At 32.7% G+C, this 18,488-nt stretch carries 17 protein-coding genes; 14 read left to right on the top strand and 3 right to left on the bottom strand.

Annotated features, from left to right (window positions below; genetic code table 11):
- The first annotated feature begins 147 nt into the window (after window positions 1–147).
- Complete coding sequence (gene nadA / locus J7K39_00815; GenBank protein MCD6178423.1) at window positions 148–1,086, top strand: quinolinate synthase NadA; 939 nt, start codon at window positions 148–150, stop codon at window positions 1,084–1,086.
- A gap of 59 nt (window positions 1,087–1,145) precedes the next feature.
- Here nadA and J7K39_00810 read toward each other — a convergent pair whose 3' ends face one another.
- Window positions 1,146–1,337 (bottom strand): cold shock domain-containing protein, encoded by a 192-nt coding sequence (locus tag J7K39_00810; GenBank protein ID MCD6178422.1) that lies wholly within the window; start codon window positions 1,335–1,337, stop codon window positions 1,146–1,148.
- A 127-nt stretch (window positions 1,338–1,464) separates the two neighbouring features.
- On the opposite strand from J7K39_00810, the gene J7K39_00805 reads away from it, so the two are divergent.
- Window positions 1,465–2,352 (top strand): hypothetical protein, encoded by an 888-nt coding sequence (locus J7K39_00805; GenBank protein MCD6178421.1) that lies wholly within the window; start codon window positions 1,465–1,467, stop codon window positions 2,350–2,352.
- A 30-nt stretch (window positions 2,353–2,382) separates the two neighbouring features.
- Here J7K39_00805 and J7K39_00800 read toward each other — a convergent pair whose 3' ends face one another.
- Window positions 2,383–3,969, bottom strand: a complete 1,587-nt coding sequence (locus tag J7K39_00800; protein MCD6178420.1) for a S41 family peptidase — start codon at window positions 3,967–3,969, stop codon at window positions 2,383–2,385.
- Between the two features lie 115 nt (window positions 3,970–4,084).
- Here J7K39_00800 and J7K39_00795 point away from each other — a divergent pair, with 115 nt between their 5' ends.
- From J7K39_00795 to J7K39_00760, 8 genes are all read left to right on the top strand, one after another.
- On the top strand, window positions 4,085–4,561 hold the full coding sequence (locus J7K39_00795) for a DUF4494 domain-containing protein (protein ID MCD6178419.1): 477 nt from the start codon (window positions 4,085–4,087) through the stop codon (window positions 4,559–4,561).
- A 98-nt stretch (window positions 4,562–4,659) separates the two neighbouring features.
- Window positions 4,660–5,148 carry an ATP-binding protein gene (locus J7K39_00790; protein MCD6178418.1) on the top strand — a complete coding sequence of 163 codons (489 nt, stop codon included), beginning with the start codon at window positions 4,660–4,662 and terminating at the stop codon, window positions 5,146–5,148.
- Window positions 5,149–5,150: 2 nt separating this feature from the next.
- The gene (gene ybeY, locus J7K39_00785) at window positions 5,151–5,582 is read left to right on the top strand and encodes an rRNA maturation RNase YbeY (GenBank protein ID MCD6178417.1); all 432 of its coding nucleotides are present in this window, start codon (window positions 5,151–5,153) and stop codon (window positions 5,580–5,582) included.
- 72 nt (window positions 5,583–5,654) lie between these two features.
- Window positions 5,655–7,526 (top strand): tRNA uridine-5-carboxymethylaminomethyl(34) synthesis enzyme MnmG, encoded by a 1,872-nt coding sequence (gene mnmG / locus J7K39_00780; protein ID MCD6178416.1) that lies wholly within the window; start codon window positions 5,655–5,657, stop codon window positions 7,524–7,526.
- 27 nt (window positions 7,527–7,553) lie between these two features.
- The gene (locus tag J7K39_00775) at window positions 7,554–8,444 is read left to right on the top strand and encodes a class I SAM-dependent methyltransferase (GenBank protein MCD6178415.1); all 891 of its coding nucleotides are present in this window, start codon (window positions 7,554–7,556) and stop codon (window positions 8,442–8,444) included.
- Window positions 8,445–8,666: 222 nt separating this feature from the next.
- Window positions 8,667–9,308, top strand: coding sequence for a hypothetical protein (locus J7K39_00770; GenBank protein MCD6178414.1), 642 nt, complete (start codon window positions 8,667–8,669; stop codon window positions 9,306–9,308).
- A 264-nt stretch (window positions 9,309–9,572) separates the two neighbouring features.
- Window positions 9,573–10,742, top strand: coding sequence for an adenylate kinase (locus tag J7K39_00765; protein MCD6178413.1), 1,170 nt, complete (start codon window positions 9,573–9,575; stop codon window positions 10,740–10,742).
- Window positions 10,743–10,786: 44 nt separating this feature from the next.
- On the top strand, window positions 10,787–12,007 hold the full coding sequence (locus J7K39_00760) for a hypothetical protein (GenBank protein MCD6178412.1): 1,221 nt from the start codon (window positions 10,787–10,789) through the stop codon (window positions 12,005–12,007).
- Window positions 12,008–12,028: 21 nt separating this feature from the next.
- On the opposite strand, the gene J7K39_00755 is transcribed toward J7K39_00760, so the two are convergent.
- Window positions 12,029–12,520, bottom strand: a complete 492-nt coding sequence (locus J7K39_00755) for a hypothetical protein (GenBank protein ID MCD6178411.1) — start codon at window positions 12,518–12,520, stop codon at window positions 12,029–12,031.
- 398 nt (window positions 12,521–12,918) lie between these two features.
- On the opposite strand from J7K39_00755, the gene J7K39_00750 reads away from it, so the two are divergent.
- The 4 genes from J7K39_00750 to J7K39_00735 all read left to right on the top strand — a co-directional run bounded on the left by J7K39_00750 (window position 12,919) and on the right by J7K39_00735 (window position 17,843).
- The gene (locus J7K39_00750) at window positions 12,919–14,871 is read left to right on the top strand and encodes a DNA primase (protein ID MCD6178410.1); all 1,953 of its coding nucleotides are present in this window, start codon (window positions 12,919–12,921) and stop codon (window positions 14,869–14,871) included.
- A gap of 6 nt (window positions 14,872–14,877) precedes the next feature.
- Window positions 14,878–15,819: a hypothetical protein gene (locus J7K39_00745; GenBank protein MCD6178409.1), complete on the top strand. Its 942-nt coding sequence runs from the start codon at window positions 14,878–14,880 to the stop codon at window positions 15,817–15,819.
- 125 nt (window positions 15,820–15,944) lie between these two features.
- Window positions 15,945–17,132 (top strand): glycine C-acetyltransferase, encoded by a 1,188-nt coding sequence (gene kbl / locus J7K39_00740; GenBank protein MCD6178408.1) that lies wholly within the window; start codon window positions 15,945–15,947, stop codon window positions 17,130–17,132.
- A 33-nt stretch (window positions 17,133–17,165) separates the two neighbouring features.
- Window positions 17,166–17,843, top strand: a complete 678-nt coding sequence (locus J7K39_00735; protein ID MCD6178407.1) for an inorganic pyrophosphatase — start codon at window positions 17,166–17,168, stop codon at window positions 17,841–17,843.
- Window positions 17,844–18,488: the final 645 nt, after the last annotated feature.

Below are 18,488 nucleotides of genomic sequence, written 5' to 3'. Positions count from 1 at the left end.
TACAGCTATTCACAGCCTATAATAATAATAATAGTTCTTTATTTAAATTTAAACATATTTATATGCTGTTCATAAAATCAAAAGATGATAAAATTAACAACATTCATCAAATAGTTTTGTTTAAGTTTGCATCAAATATACAAAGCAATGATTGATTACGTTCAGGAAATAAAAAGATTAAAAAAAGAGAAAAATGCTATAATTCTTGCGCATTATTATCAAATACCTGAAATACAAGATATAGCAGATTATATTGGAGACAGTTTAGGTTTAGCTCAGGCTGCAGTGCAAACAAAAGCTGATATAATTGTTTTTGCCGGTGTTCATTTTATGGCCGAAACAGCAAAAATGCTTAATCCAAATAAAATGGTATTATTGCCTGATTTAGAGGCTGGTTGTTCTCTTGCCGCTTCTTGTAATGCTGTTGATTTTGCAAAATTTCGAGCAAAATACCCTGACCATATTGTTTTGTCTTATATCAATTGTACCGCTGATATTAAAGCATTATCTGATGTAATTGTTACTTCGGGAAATGCTGTTCAAATTGTAGAATCTTTTCCGAAAAATCAAAAAATAATATTTGCGCCGGATAAGAATTTAGGAGCTTATATAAACAGAATTACTAATCGAAATATGGTTTTGTGGGATGGTGTATGCGAAGTACATAATCAACTTAAAACAGAAACAATTATAAAATTAAAACAGCTTAATCCCGAAGCAAAAGTTGTAGCTCATCCCGAATGTGATGGACCTATTTTGGCATTAGCCGATATGATAGGATCAACAACAGCTATGCTTAAGTATACAGAAAATACAAATTTTGAAAAATATATTATAGCTAGCGAAACGGGTATTTTACATAAGATGCAGAAAAATTCGCCACAAAAGAAATTTTTGGTTGTTCCTGCAGACGAAACATGTAATTGTAATGATTGTCCTTATATGAAACTAAATACTATGGAAAAATTGTATTTAGCTATGAAAAACGAATCACCGAATATTGAATTATCGAAAGAGCTAATAGAAAAAGCTAAAAAACCAATTATTAGTATGTTAGATATTTCTAAGAAATTAGGATTGATATAAAAAATCCCGATAGTTAGTAAACTGTCGGGATTGAAATCTTGAATTTAATAAATGTTTAATTATACTAATTTAACATTTACTGCATTTAATCCTTTTTTTCCTTCTTGAAGTTCAAAAGATACTTCATCGTCTTCTTTAATGTCGTCAATTAAACCGGATACGTGAACAAAATATTCTGTACCTGATTCATTGTCTTTAATAAAACCATAACCTTTGGTGGTGTTAAAAAACTTTACTGTTCCTGTATTCATAATAATTTATTGATAAATAGTTAATTCACAAAGTTATACTTTTTTTGAAATACTTTGCTTAAAATATTTTTTTCTTAAAATAAAACATTTTTTCTATTTAAATTCGCCGCTCAAAAAAAAATAGAATATGTCAAAAATAACTATCAGTCTAAGCCTTTTAATTTCTCTTTTTATTGTTGGATGTTCAAGTACTTCAACTTTAAATAAACAAACAGATAAAGCAAAACAAGCCTATATTAATGGTGACTTTGAAAAAGCTTTTACACTTTATAATACTTTTATTGAGCAACGTAAAAGTTCAAATAAAGAAATTAGTGGAGAAATATATAGTACAGCAGCAAAGTCTGCTTTTGAATTAAATAAATTAAAAGTTGCAGAAGGTCTTTTTAAGCAAGCTTATTATAAAGATTATGCTGATGCCGATATGTATGCGGATATGATTAGCATTTATAGAAGTATAGATAATTTGTCTAAAGAAATAGATGCTTTGGAATATTTTACACTACATTTTTCTGATGATTCTCGCTTTACCGATTTAAATATGCGACTTTTTGAAACCTATATTGAAAGTGAAAATTGGGATAAAGCAGTTCAAAAATGGGCTGATTTTAGCGCAGAAACTAAAGCAAATATTAAAGCTATGGAATTATATTTAGTAGCTCAAACTAAGCTCGAAAATTATAAGGAGGCAGATAAATTAGCAATTGATATTTTAAAAAAGAACGCTAAAAGTGAGGTGGCTTTAGAGCGTATGGCTGATAAATATTTCCAGAAAGCGGAAAATCGTTATCAAAAAGAAATGACTGTGTACGAAAAAAACAAAACCATTAAGCAATATAATATTATGCTTAAAGCTTTAGATATTGTAACTGTCGATTTTAAAAAATCATTAAAGTATTACGAAAAACTATATAAGATGTATCCATCTAAAAAGTACGCCAAAAAGATGGCTAATATTTATGCTCGTTTTCAAGACAAGAAAAAATCCGATTATTATCGCAGACTATCTAAATAATATCGGCATATCAAAATATCAACAAGTCTCTTATTGATTATTTTTAAATAAAATTAGAGCTTCTTTTATAAATTCATCATTTTTTGCAAATACCGGATAGAAACCATCTTCAAATAGATTTCGTGAAATTTCTGCCTTTAAAAGAGTTAAAATATAAGGTTTTGAATTTTTTATATCTTTGGTTTTCGGTTTAAGTTTTTGTACATCAGTTAATTGTATTAACTGTTTCAACAATATTTCATCTTTATTAAAGCCCAACATAAACTCATCGACGGTTTTAAAACGTTCTAATTCTTTTCTGTTTTTATCAACATAATCAAAAGCGAATTGATAAATGATAGACTGACTTAATAATTGGTTATAAAAAGAAAAGTTTATACTTGTATCGGCAGCAATAAAATGATCCGGCCAAATACCTCCTCCACCATAAACCGTTTTTCCCTTAAGGGTTTTAAATTTTAAAGAATCGTTTATTAAAGAGCTGTCGGGAGCCAGTAAAGATTCGGAAATAATTCGATGATAATAATCGTTATAATAGTCTGCTTTGCCATTTTTATAAGGACGCTGAATACTTCTACCACTTGGTGTGAAATAATGTGCTACCGTTAAACGAACGGCTGATCCGTCCCTATAATTTGTTTGTTCCTGAACAAGTCCTTTACCAAAGGAGCGTCTTCCTACTATTATTCCTCTGTCGTTATCTTGGATTGCTCCGGCAACAATTTCCGAAGCAGAAGCGGAATTTCCGTCTATTAAAACTATTAAATCTCCATTTTTGAATGAAGTATCGTCAGACGCTCTGTAAATTTGTTTTTTTCTATTCCTTCCTTCGGTATAAACAATTAGTCGATCCTTTTCTAAAAATTGATCGGCAATATAAATGGCAGCACCAAGGTAACCCCCTCCATTTCCGCGTAGGTCGAGGATTAATTTAGACATTCCTGAATCGTTTAGAATTTTCATTGCCTCCTCAAACTCATCTATTGTACTTGCAGAAAAACGACTTAGTTTAATATATCCAACCTCTTTATTAAGCATAAATTTGGCGTCGATACTGTATGTTGGAATGGCGGCTCTTTCTAAAGAAAAAGGTATTAAATTTTTTTCACCTTTTCTTTTTATCCAGAGATTTACTAACGAACCCCTCTCACCTTTTAATATTTTTTGTATATCTAAACTATTATAATTTTTTCCGGCTAAAGTATCTTTATTTGCTATTATTATTCTGTCGCCAGCTCGTATTCCGGCTTTTTTTGACGGACCGTTTTCTAAAGGTAGAATTATTACAACGGTATCATGCACCATTCTGAACTGAACTCCAATACCATCAAATTTACCCAAAAGCGGATCGTTAGCAGCATTAAACTCTTCTTCGCTTATGTAAATAGAATGAGGATCGAGATTATCTAACATCGCTCTAATAGAAGTTTCTTCTATTTTTTGAATATTAACGCTATCAACATAATCGCTTTCTATGTAGTGTATAATATTGTTTATTTTATTATCGCCATCAGCAAATGATGAATTATTTTTTTTCATCATCGACTGTCCGAGAAGGATTCCCAAAAGAAAGATAAGTACAAAATAAAACGGATAATATGATTTATTTTTTAGCATAATTGTAATTTAAAAAAAACAAAAATACGTGCTTTTTCAATAGAATAAGTTTTAATGCGCCAAATCCATCTTTTTGTTTAATACTTTTATATTTTTGCAGACTAAAAATTGTAATATGCAAACTTGGTTTAGTTGTAAAGTAAAATATCAAAAGATTGACGATCATGGTAAGATGAGTCGTGCCTCGGAAAATTATCTTGTCGATGCAATAAATTTTACTGAAGCGGAAAAACGTATCTTCGAGATTATGGAGCAATACGTGAGTGGAGATTTGGAAGTTGTTGGTATTTCACGAACAAATTTTACCGAAATTTTTAATTATGACGATGGGCAATATTGGTATAAGGCTAAGGTTGGATGGAGTATTTTTGATGAAAATAGCAGTAAAGAAACTAAAGTCAATAATCAAATGTTAGTTGCTGCCAATTCTGTTAGAGATGCTTATGATCGTATTTCTGAAAATATGGAAACTATGTTGGTTCCTGTTGAAATAACCGCAGTTGCTTTAAGTCCTATTTTAGATGTATTTCCTCTTTTTGATTCAGAAGAAACGGATGACGATAAAGTAGAGAATACGCAAGAGCAGAAGTAATAAATTTTTTATAGAAACGGTAACCTATTTTTCTATTTTATGTATAAGAGTTAAAAGTCACTTTGATTTATTATTAGTACTGACAAGTTTTAAAAACCATGTTTAAACATAAAAAAATACAGATCAACTCAAGCCTTACCGAGCTTTATAAAATTGAGGAATTCGTCGAAAGTATTTCTGATGTATTTAACATCAATAATAACTATTATTCTACTATTCTTATTAGTTTAGACGAGGCTGTTCGGAATGCGATAGAACATGGTAATAAGTTTGATGATAATAAAAAAGTTGAAATTTCTTTTGTCAGTACTAAAGGAGAGTTAATTTTTTCTGTTAAAGATGAGGGAAAAGGTTTTAATCTTACTGATATTCCAGATCCAACTAACCCTAAAGTAGATGATAATCAGGAAGTTGGTAAAGGTTTGTTTTTAATGGCGCAGCTAAGTGACGATTTAAAGATTAATGACGAAGGAAATAGAATCTCACTTTATTTTAAAGTTTCCAGTATTAATAAAGAGTTAGCGGTAAAAAGAGTTTCTGCCTTGAAATCCTTTTTCCAAGAACATAAACACAGAGTTAAAGCTTAAAAGTGGATTCCCGTATTTTTTTTAACGACAATACTCAAACTCTCGATATTGATGAGTTAAACTCCTTACGTTCCTGGATAATTTTTGCAGCTAAAACCGAAGGTTACTTTGTTGGTGAGTTGGGTTTTATTTTCTGTGATGATAAATGTTTACACAACATTAACGTTAATTTCTTAAATCACGATACTTATACCGATGTAATTACTTTTGATTACGGAAATAATACAACTATTGAAGGAGAAATTTATATTAGTTTGGATAGAGTTCGTGAGAATGCTACTAAATTTAATGTAAAAGTTTCTCACGAAATACGGCGTATTATTATACATGGAGTTTTGCATCTATTAGGTTATGAAGATAAAAACCCTAAGGATAAAAATCTCATGACTTCCAAAGAAGATTATTATCTATCTTTGCAGCCTGATTCTGAATAGTTTTTCGTAAGATTTTATACATCTCTCATATTCAGTTATTTATAATAAACGTTTCACGTGAAACAATGAAAAATGTTTGAAAAATATGATGTCATAGTTGTTGGTGCGGGGCATGCCGGCTCTGAGGCTGCTGCTGCTGCTGCAAATCTTGGTTCAAAAACACTGCTTATAACTATGGATATGAACAAGATAGCACAAATGTCTTGTAATCCTGCTATGGGTGGTATCGCTAAGGGGCAGATAGTAAGGGAAATTGATGCACTTGGGGGTTATTCAGCCATTGTTACTGATAGAAGTATGATACAATTTCGCATGCTCAATCGCTCAAAAGGACCTGCAATGTGGAGTCCACGCGCTCAAAGCGATAGGATGAAATTTTCTGAAGTGTGGCGAGAAATGTTAGAGAAAACCGAAAATTTAGATTTTTGGCAAGATACTGTTATAGGTTTGATTGTTGAGAATAAAACTATAATCGGACTAAGAACACGAATGGGGCAAACAATTTTTGCAAAATCTGTAATTCTTACCGCAGGCACTTTTCTTAATGGTAAAATGTTTATTGGTGAAACGGTATTACATGGTGGTCGTATGGGAGAAGCTGCGTCTGTTGGAATTACGGAAGATTTAATTAAACTTGGTTTTAGAGCCGATCGCATGAAGACGGGTACACCCGTACGGATTGATGGAAGAACTATAAATTTTTCTAAGCTCATTGAACAGCCCGGTGACGAGAAAGCGGGGAAATTCAGTTATTTACAAACACCCAAACTCGAAAAACAAAGAAGTTGTTATCTTGCTTACACAAGCGAAACAGTACATGAAACCCTGAAATCCGGTTTTGATTTATCTCCTATGTTTACCGGTAGAATTGGAGGTGTTGGACCTCGTTATTGTCCATCTATTGAGGATAAAATCGAAAGGTTTTCAGATAAAGATAGTCATCAATTATTTGTAGAGCCTGAAGGTTGGTCAACCATAGAATATTATTTAAATGGGTTTTCTTCCAGCTTGCCAGATACTGTACAATTTGATGCATTAAGACAAATTCCCGGATTTGAAAATGCAAAGATATTTAGACCCGGTTATGCAATAGAATATGATTATTTTCCACCTGAACAACTTGATTTTACCTTAGAAACAAAATTAATTTCCGGTTTGTATTTTGCAGGACAAATTAATGGAACAACCGGTTATGAAGAAGCGGCAGCTCAAGGTATAATGGCAGGAATAAATGCTGCTCTAAAAATCCAAAACAGAAAGCCGTTTATATTGGGCCGTTCAGAAGCCTATATTGGAGTTTTAATTGATGATCTTATTACCAAAGGCGTTGATGAGCCGTATCGTATGTTTACTTCTCGTGCTGAATACAGAATTTTACTTAGACAAGATAATGCAGATCTTCGTTTAACAAGAAAGGCTTATTCTATTGGTTTGGCATCTGAAGAAAGGTTTAAGCGAGTTAATATTAAAGCTGAAGCCGTTACTTTAATTACTAAATTTTGTCAAAAAACATCGGCTTTGCCGGAAGAAGTTAAAGAATATTGTATTGAATCAGGAACTCAACCTATTGCTCAGAAAACAAGGATTGAACAATTATTATTACGTCCACAATTACATCTTCAGGGTTTAATAGAAAATATAGCCGTACTTAAAACTTTTGTGGAATCACATCCGGAATTCGATACGGAAATTTTAGAAGAAGCCGAAATTCAAATCAAGTATTCAGGCTATATAAAAAAGGAAAAAGAGATTGCGGCTAAACTTCAGAAGTATGAGGAGATTGAATTACATGCCGATTTCGATTATCAAAAACTACAATCAATTTCTTATGAGGCCCGAGAAAAATTAAGCGCAATTAAGCCAAGAACTATTGGACAAGCATCAAGAATCAGCGGCGTTTCACCTTCCGATATTTCCGTTTTATTGGTATTTTTAGGACGATAAAATTAAAGGTTTCACGTGGAACATAAAATGGAAAACATAAGCATTTGTCCTATTTGTAAAAGCGAAAAGATTAAAGAGCATCTTAAAGTAAAAGATTATTTTCTTAGTCAAGAATCTTTTATAATTCAGAAATGTGAAACTTGTGGTTTTCAATTTACCAGTCCACGACCTTCAAAAAAAGCCGTAAGCACATATTACAAATCAGAAAATTATATTTCACACTCCAACAAAAGCAAAGGTATGTTTGCGGGTTTATATCAAATTGCTCGTAAAATAAATTTGGAATCTAAATACAAAATTATAAAAAAACATGCGGTAGTTGGAAATGTACTCGATATCGGCAGCGGTACAGGTCACTTCTTAAATTATCTGCAAAATAAGCAATGGAAAACTCAAGGGATAGAACCGAATGAGGATGCTGCAAAATTTGCACGCGCAAATTTTAACTTACAAGTCGATTCCGAACAAAAATTAAGCGAATTAAAAAATAATTCTTTCGATTTAATAACAATGTGGCATGTTTTAGAGCATGTTCATGATTTGAATAATCGTATGATAGAATTAAGTCGATTAATAAAGCCGGACGGATTGTTAATACTGGCTTTACCTAATCCTGAATCCTTTGATGCAAATTATTATGTTAAATACTGGGCGGCCTATGATGTGCCTCGACATCTTTATCATTTTACTAAAAAAGACGTTCAGCGTCTTGCAGAAAAGCATAATTTTGAAATAAAAAGAATCTACCCAATGAAATTAGATGCTTTTTACGTGTCTTTACTTTCTGAAAAATATATAGGAAAAAAATGGGGCGCAATTAGAGCATTCTTTATTGCTTTGCTTTCAAATAGCAAAAGTTCATCAAAAAAGTTGAATACCTCCTCATTAATCTACATTTTAAGTCCAAACAAGGGCTAAATTTTAGATTTAAGCGATTTTCTATACTCGGAATATTAATACATCTTTATTTTGAGAAAGTAAAAGAGAAAAGATGTGTTTTGTAAGCGTGTCAAAATCAGTAAGTTATAAGCGTTAAAATACCAATAATGTAAATTTTCCGGCATTTCAGACCCTTAAACATTGCTCGGGTCAATAATTTGTATTTCCTTTACGGGTTATTTAGAATTAATATAAATAAGTATGTTACATAAAATTCAAAGTATAAGAAACCTGACCGACTCGGTTTATATTATCCGAATGGATAAAAATAATTTTGAGTTTCGTTCGGGACAATATTTAAGTTTAGGTTTGCCTGATGACATAAATATGCGAGAATATTCCATTTATAGCGGAACAAATGATCCTTTTTTAGAAGTTTTGATAAAAGAAGTGCAAGAAGGTGATGTATCAATTATTTTAAAAAAGACAAAAATTGGACAAATGCTTAATGTGGAGGGTCCATATGGTTTTTTCACTTTGAAAGAGAAGGATATTGAAAATAAAGCCTTTCTTTTTCTTGCAACAGGAACAGGAATTTCGCCGTTTCATAGTTTTGTTAAATCTTATCCCAAATTGAATTATAAGCTTATACATGGTGTACGTTTGTCTTCGGAAACTTACGAAAAAGAGGCCTACTCAAACGGGCATTATTTCTCGGCAGTAAGCAAAGATAAAAAAGGGGATTTCTATGGTCGTTTAACGACTTATTTGAAAACACTAAATCCCAAATCCGGAACACTTTGTTATCTCTGTGGAAATGTAGATATGATTCACGATGCTTACGATATACTACAGGAAAAAGGAATTCCAGTTGATCAAATTCATTCTGAGGTATACTTTTAGGGAAGACAGAAAGAGAAAAAGGGGAAGAAGTTGAAAGATGCCGAGATCGTCTCGGAATAAATCTTTCATATCAATCCGTCGGTAGACGGAGAGATATCTCAAATAAAAAAATCTCTCTTTCGTCTCGTAGCTATCGCGACTTCGTCGAGGGAAACGCGGTCTTAGTTGAGATATGGTTTTTTTTGATTTAGAGCCAAGCCATAAATGCAGTACGTTATTTATGAATTTAACTATCTTTGAATAAAGTGTTTTAAAATAAAATATATGTTGAATATAGCTCTATTTGGTCCTCCGGGTGCGGGAAAAGGAACGCAATCGGAATTTTTAATTAAGAAATATAAACTTTATTATATCTCAACTGGTGATATTTTAAGAAAAGAAATCAAGCAAAAAACCGAATTGGGTCTTCAGGCTAAGAACATTATAGAAAACGGTGGTTTAGCTCCCGACGAAATTATAGTTCAAATTATAGAAAAAACGATTAAGGAAAACCCCGATTCTAAAGGTTTCTTATTTGATGGGTTTCCAAGGACATATATTCAGGCGTATATTCTCGAAGGCTTAATGATAAAGCTTAATACAACACTAAATTGTTTAATTAGTTTAGATGTTAGCAAAGAAGAATCGGTAAAAAGATTATTGATTCGAGCCGAAAGCTCCAAACGTAAAGATGATAACGAAATTGTAATCCGTAAGCGATTAATAGAATACGACAATAAGACAAAACCCGTACTTCAGTTTTATAAAGAACGCGGAATTTATTTTCCTGTTAACGGCTTGCAAACTATTGAAAAAGTGAGTAGGGATATTGATGAAATTGTGCAAAAGGAACTTCATAAAAGTTTGTTTAATGTGGTTTTATTTGGTTATCCCGGATCAGGAAGGGGGTCGCAAGGAAAAGCATTGGCAAAAAAATACGACTTAGAATTTGTTGCTACCGGTTCTATGCTTGATCAAGAAATAAAAAACGGAACGCTTATCGGCAAACAAATAAAAAGTATTTATGAGAGTGGACAGCTCGTTCCGGATCATCTTGTTGTTCAGATTATCGAAAAAAAATTAGAAGAATCTAAAAGAGTAAAAGGTTTTATTTTTAAAGGCTTTCCTCGTACTTTGGTTCAGTCGTATATATTAGACGGTTTACTTAAAAAACATAATTCTTCGGTTTCTATGGTTATAGATATTGAAGTGCCAACATTAGAATTAATACGTCGTCTTGATGCTCGTAGTAAAACCGATAATTGTATGCCATACGATACCGAAACGGCAAAAATTGTTAAAAGATTGCAAGAACACGAAACAAAAACAATTCCTGTTATCGAAAAATACAATCAACTTCATGGTCTTACTAAAATTAATGGTGTAGGGAGTTTTGATGAGGTTTTCAGTCGTGTTTCTGATGAAGTAGAAAAAGGAATAAAAAGTATGCGTTAAGGGAATTTGTTAGCGAATAAAAATAAATGATGAGCTGTTTAAAAGTGAAAAAACTAATAGTATTACTTTGGTTTTTTATAATTCTCTTGCCAACATCATGGGTTTATGCACAAAAAGAAAAACAGTCTTATTTTATTCAGGATTCCGTTCAAATAATTCCTCCAAAACTTTTAGGAAATCATCCCTTGGGTATGTATTTGATGCGTTTAGAAAGCGATTTCCGAATACGTCCCGTTAAGAAAAAACGACTAAGTATTCAGCTTTCGAGTGCTAATGTTTGGGAGCCTTTAGTCACCGCTTATAAACCTTTAGAGGAAAGCGACAGAGCCTTTCTTAATTCTATAATTTGGTACGATAGAGAATACGCCATAGATTATAATTCAATTCCTGCTGACAAAATTAGCCTTCAAGCCGATGCGGTTATAAAAGGCTTACACTTAAGCTATTATCTACCATTAGGCAAACAACAAGAATTCCGTTTCGACCTTCGTTCTTATTTAATTACCAAAGGAAAGTTTCCTTTTTCTGTGTTTAGCAGCGATGAAGTTTTAGAGTTTTTTCATAGCAATATCGCCGGAGGCGAAGATCCGTTTGCGCGTAAATATTATGGTTTAGATAAGGCTGAGATTAGGTATATTGATGAAGAAGGAAGAACGATAGAAAAACATGCTAATGATTTTGTATTATCCGGTTTAGAAATGCATTATACATATTTTATTCCATCAGAATTTTTAGCAGCACAAGACTTTTATATTAATTTAGGAACACATTTAGGTATAAATACAAATTCTTATAATTCATCTTCCGACATAGGAATTTCTATCGCTTTTATAAAGCAACTTAAACTTAAAAATAATAAAATACTTCAGTTGGCAAGCGGAAGTAGTATTACAATTCCTTCTTGCTTAAAATGGCGCGAAGAAGTAAATATTAATAATACTACTTTTATTTTTACTGCCGATTGGCAACTGAGTTATCAAGCACGAACAAAGAAAAATAACTTATGGGAAATAGCTCTCAATTATCATCACCAAAGTTCGTATCAAAGTTTAAAAGATGTTGAAGGAATTATTTTGATGGGCGAACGAATTTCATCGCATTGGCATTACGCCATTTCTCATCTATACGATAGTTTAACTGTTTGGAATATTGTTTTTAATTATGCCACTTCTAAGTATACCGTTTCTGTTTATTTTAGCGAAGATATTAAAGTAAATAATGCTCCCGATATACAAACGGGAGTACAACTAAGTTTTCCGTTTTAAAAATAAAATTTCTTTACCTTATCAGTTAAAAGCTTCTTTATTAAACCAATCTTGTTCGTAAATATTAGTCGATATATTTTCTAATCGTTTGTAAAAATCGGGGATTAATCCCCTTTCTGAAATATAGTTTTGAGCTTCCGTATAAGAACGATGAATACTAATATAAAAAGCTTCTTGTCTGATTGGATGTTCCCCACAATACCGAACAGCTGTTTCTATATTAAACAACATTATATCGGCAATAAACAAAGGTTCCATCCCTAATTTTATAAATGATTTAATACATTTTTGAGCTACCGATCTTCTTTTCTTGGGTTTTCTTCTTGTAAGCGGAAAATACTCTTTCTGTATCTTAAATTTACATTCTTCTACACGCTTGTTTTCATCAGGATTAAAAACAAAGTTGTAAAAATCTTTTACTTCTTTTAAGCGTGTATACAACTCTAATATTTGATCCTCAAGCTGCTCTTTAGATAATTCTTTAACGTATTTTTTTAGTGCTTTTTTACTCATAATTATGAGGGTGAAATTACTAATTTTTATTAAGCCCCAAACCTAAGGCTAAGCTTAATCTCCAGATTAAGCTTTAGGTATTTTATGGTCTCCTGATCATCAAGAATCAGATTTTTATTAAGCCCTAAATCTTAATCTCCCACTCGTGTTTAATTCGGGGCGCGACTCAAAGTCGCACTCCGATTTTCCTTCGTTTTCAGCGGCTACCTTTTATACCGAGGGTTTCGCTTTAAGCGAAACCCTCGGTGATATCCTAAACCCTCGTAGGCATTTATAGCCGCTGCTGCTTTCCCAACCATCGCTAAAAAAGTTAAAGTTTTTTGAACTTTTAAAGCTTTTCCATATTTCATTCCTCTATAAAGCTATAAATAGTATTTTTGTATAAAATATACTCAAATTTGATACCTCAAGAAACTATACAACAAATATTAGAAACAGCCTTAATAGAAGAGGTTATAGGTGAGTTTGTTCCATTAAAAAGACGTGGAGTTAACCTCTTAGGTAATTGCCCTTTTCATAACGAAAAAACACCTTCTTTTACAGTTTCTCCGGCTAAAGGAATCTATAAATGTTTTGGTTGTGGAGCTGCCGGAAATTCTGTTAAATTTTTAATGGAACACGAACATTACAGCTATCCCGAAGCACTAAAATATCTGGCAAAGAAATACCACATTCACATAGAGGAAAAAGAACAAACTGCCGAGCAGATTCAGGCGACTACTGAGCGTGATAGTCTTTTGCACGTCTCTGAATTTGCTAAAGATTATTTTGTTAAAATACTTTGGGAAGACCCAAAAGGAAAAGCCATTGGCTTGTCTTATTTAAGAGAGCGTGGATTAAGTGATGCTTTAATTAAAAAGTTTGAATTGGGTTATAGTCCTGATGAGTGGACTGCTTTTACTGATTATGCCCAAACCAATTCCTATCCCTTACAATCGCTCGAAAAAACAGGTTTAACCATCGTTAAAGAAAACAATAAACAATTCGATAGGTTTAAAGCTCGGGTGATGTTCCCTATTCATAATATGTCGGGAAGAGTTATAGGTTTTGGCGGTAGAATTTTAAAAACCGAAAAAAGCAGTGCTAAATATCTGAATTCGCCAGAATCTGATATCTATAATAAGAGTAAAGTTCTGTATGGAATTTATTTTGCAAAGCAATCAATATTAAAACTCGATAATTGCTTTTTGGTTGAAGGTTATACAGACGTTATATCACTTCATCAAAGCGGTATAGAAAATGTTGTTGCCAGTTCAGGAACTTCATTAACTACCGATCAAATCAAGCTAATTAAACGTTTTACTTCAAATATTACCATTTTATATGATGGTGATACGGCAGGAATAAAAGCATCCTTTCGTGGCATTGATATGATTTTAGAGCAAGGAATGAATGTTAAAGTTGTACTCTTTCCCGAAGGTGAAGATCCCGACAGCTACGCGCGTTCTCATGCTGCTCATGAAGTAGAAGAATTTTTAGATGCTAAAGCTGACGATTTCATCAAGTTTAAAACAAAACTATTAAGCGAAGAAGCTGCCAACGATCCCATAAAACGTGGTGGTCTCATTAAAGAAATTGTGCAGTCTATTGCCATCATTCCCGATGAGATTATGCGTTCGGTTTATGTTAAGGAATGCTCCCTTTTATTAGATATACCGGAACAAACTTTAGTTAACGACTTAAATAAACGGCTTAGAAAAGGAAGAAAATCTCAAAGTTTTAATGCCGAAGTTGATAAATATTCAAAAACCTCAACACCTCAGCAAACTCAAGCTAAAAAAGAAACAAAATCGCCTTTGGCTTATCAGGAAGAAAATCTTATTCGTCTACTATTACAATACGGAAATAAATCTTTTAAATATAAATTTAAAGAAAATGAAGATGCAGAGGAATCTGTTATTGATGTAAATGTAGCGAGCTTTATTGTAGAGCAACTTGAAGATGATGGCTTAGGGTTTTTACATGCTGATTATCAGGAAGTTTACGAAACCTACAGAAGGGGCTTAGAAAATGATAAATTGCCAACGGAGCAGACTTTCATAAATCATTCAAACGATTCTTTGGTACAGATAGCAGCAAATCTTTTAAGTACACCATATAATCTTTCAGAAAATTGGATGAAGAAAAAGAAAATCCACACGGTTACGGAAGAAGAGTTACTTTTAGAAGCTGTAAACAACTCAGTTTTATCATTTAAGCAACGTAAGCTCGAACAGGAAATTTATGAACTCCAAACGGAATTAAAAGAAGCTGCCGATATCGATAAAGAAAGAATAATTATGCTTATTTTGAAAAAGCAAAATATTCAAAAACTTATCTCCGAACGTTTGGGAAGAATAGTTTTAAAATAATTAACTATGGAATCAAAAAAACGTACAATTAAAAAAATAGAATTCGATAAAATTCTTGAAATCCTTAAAGAAGAAGACCAAGAGTCTGTTTATCAAAAAACCAATATTATACCTGATTCAGGACGTTTATACAAAACTTTAGAAAACTATATAAACCCTACAAAACTGTCTAGACAATCGGTTTTAGGTATTGATATTTATCGTTATGGGATGTTTAGGCATTTAGAACAAACACTAATTCCGAGTATATTTAAAATTTTCTTTGATAAAACTATCCATCTGTGTTTACAATCCAATGAGTTCATTTTTCAGCATTACGATAAGAAAAAAATAGAGAATTCTTTTATTAGCACAGGCGATGGTGGTTTTCTTATCCTTGATACACCGCTGCATTCCGTTCTTTTTGCTATTAATTTTGAGATTGTAGTGCGTGCTTACAATTCTTATCATTTATTTCCAAAACTAAGGAATATTATAGGTGCTATTAGTCTTAGATATGCCATAACTTACGATGCGTTATTTAGCTTTGATGATAATTTTTATGGTAGTGCCATCATTAATAATTCACGCATTTTAGATAAAGACAGTTTAAACAGATGTTTGCTCGATGAAAATACTTACAATTGGTTTTTAACAAATATTGATGGTATAGAAAATCTTCAGGTTTATACTATTCAGGATGTATCTAATATTTTCCATTTTCAAAACTACGATCATAAATATTTAGAGTCGGGCATAAACGAAATAATTGATAATGAATATTCAAGATATAAAGGAATTATTAATGCCGATATTTTAAAAGTTGGTCAAATACAAGCCAAAGAAATGCAATTAAATATTTATAATCTGCATTTGCAAGTAAGCTTAAATATTTCATCAAGTATTGAAGCAGATATAAAACGACTGATTACAATTAGCTTGGGTAATTTAAATACAACGGGGATTTAGTTTCTTTAGGATAAGAATGTGGGATTTAACAATACTAAATCTCCAAACTTTGAACTTTAAACCTTAATCTTTTATACGATTTTTATATTTACTTTTGCATAACAAATTAGATAAAAAACAAGCATATGTATACTAAATTTCAAGACTTTTTAAAAGAAGAACTTAGCCAAATTAAAGATGCCGGTCTATTTAAAGACGAACGTATTATTACAAGTCCGCAAGGAGCGGCAATAAGTGTTTCCACAGGACAAGAAGTGCTTAATTTTTGTGCAAATAACTACCTTGGTCTTTCTAATAATCCTAAGTTAGTACAAGCAGCTAAAGAGGCTTTGGATTATCGCGGATACGGAATGTCTTCCGTACGTTTTATTTGTGGAACTCAAGATATACATAAGGAGTTAGAGCAAAAAATTGCCGACTTTTTTGGCACAGAAGATACTATTCTTTATGCTGCTGCTTTTGATGCCAACGGTGGCGTTTTCGAGCCATTGTTAACTGTTGAAGATGCTATTATCTCCGATTCTTTAAATCACGCTTCTATCATCGATGGCGTTCGTTTGTGTAAAGCCGCTCGCTATCGTTTTGAAAATGCTAATATGGAAGATTTGGAAAAACAATTAATCGAAGCACAAAAACATCGTTTTCGCTTAATTGTTACCGATGGCGTTTTCTCTATGGACGGTAATGTTGCTCCTATGGATAAAATCGTTGAGTTGGCAAATAAATACGATGCTATGGTTATGATTGACGAATGTCATTCTGCCGGCGTGGTTGGTGAAACCGGACGTGGAGTTACAGAACTATTTAATGTTAGAGGTCAGGTTGAAATTATTACAGGAACTTTAGGAAAAGCTTTTGGTGGTGCTGTTGGTGGTTTTACAACAGGTAAAAAGGAAATTATTGATATGTTGAGGCAGCGTTCTCGCCCCTATCTGTTTTCAAACTCTTTACCTCCAATGGTAGTTAGCGCTGGTATTAAAATGTTCGATATGATGAACGAAACTAACGAGCTTCAAGATAAATTGCATAGCAATACCGATTATTTTATGGAGAAGATGTTGGCAGCAGGTTTTGATATTAAGCCGACAAAGTCAGCTATTTGTGCTGTAATGTTATACGATGCAAAACTATCGCAAGATTTTGCCGCAAAATTATTGGATGAAGGCGTTTATGTTATTGGCTTTTATTTCCCTGTTGTTCCTAAAGGTCAAGCGCGTATTAGAGTTCAATTGTCTGCTGGTCATGAAATTGAGCATTTAGATAAGGCTGTTGAGGCTTTTGTTAAAGTTGGAAAAGAACTTAAAGTGATTTAGCAAAATTGTCACATAAATTTAAACCGCAAAATTATGAGTAACTCATTAATGGATCCTATTGGCAAGCTGATGGGACTACGCTATAAATCGCATCCTTGGCATGGTGTAAATATTGGAATAGAAGCACCAAATTTAATAACTTGCTATATAGAAATGGTACCTACAGATACCGTAAAATACGAAGTAGATAAAGAATCCGGTTATTTGCGTTTGGATAGACCTCAGAAATATTCAAATACCGTTCCGGCTCTTTATGGATTTATTCCACAATCATATTCAGCAGAAAAAGTTGCAGAATATTGTCGTAATAAAACCGGACGCGAAGAAATAATCGGAGATAAAGACCCTATTGATATTTGTGTTTTAACAGAAAAAGAAATTACACATGGCGATATTTTGGTTCGTGCCATTCCTATTGGTGGTTTTCGCATGCTTGATGGCGATGAAGCTGATGATAAAATTATTGCCGTTTTAGCCGGCGATGTTGTTTATGGTGGTTTTAAAGATATAAGCGATGCGCCTGATTTGACTATTGAGCGTTTAAAACATTATTTCCTAACATATAAAGATTTACCCGGTAAAGCAGGTAAAGCCGAAGTAGAAATTACGGATACTTATGGTGCGGAAGAAGCTCGCGAAATAATAAAATGTTCTATGGAGGATTATAAAAACCGCTTTAAAAACTTGGAAACGCTACTTTCTGATTACTAAAAAGTTTGAAGCTTAAGTTGTTTTAATGAGGGTTTTGCTTAGAGCGAAACCCTCATTTTTTCTATTACTAAGCTTGCCCACCGCTCGGCTTAATCTTTAGATTAAGTCGTAAATTTAAATTTGTCTTTAACAAACATAATTAACAAAACGGTCAGGAGACCGAAATCAAATCAAGCTTAATCAGACCTGTCCGCCCACCGGCGGAAGATTAAGCTTAGCAGGGGTTTAGTCGTCCATAAATAAATTAGATTAATAGCTCCGTAGGAGCTAAATATTTGTAAGCCGGTATAAGCGTAGCGCAATGCTGGGTTAATGGATATATCGTCTTTGTCGCCGATGATTATATTCTGTTGAAAGATAATTTTTCTTCTCGGCGAAATGAAACAGAGAATTTTGTAATAATTCACTACAGGATAAATGCTAAATTCCGCTGAAGGACGTATTTCGTTTGATGCTAAATTATCTGTCAGCGGTAAATAATTTTAAGCTTGCACCCCCGCACTTCGTTACACTCGTACGGGGCTATAACATTATGCACCTAGGGCGCAAAAACCATTTGATAATCTAATTTAGTGAGCTTGTCGAACTAAGCTTGCTCTTTTATAAAATTTACCAATCCTTTTGCAGAGAAAATTTTCATTAATT

The sequence above is a fragment of the Bacteroidales bacterium genome (assembly GCA_021157585.1).
Classification (GTDB): Bacteria; Bacteroidota; Bacteroidia; order Bacteroidales; family UBA12170; genus UBA12170.
The sequence above is the reverse complement of the archived record's forward strand: the minus strand, read 5'-3'. Positions and strand labels throughout refer to the sequence as shown.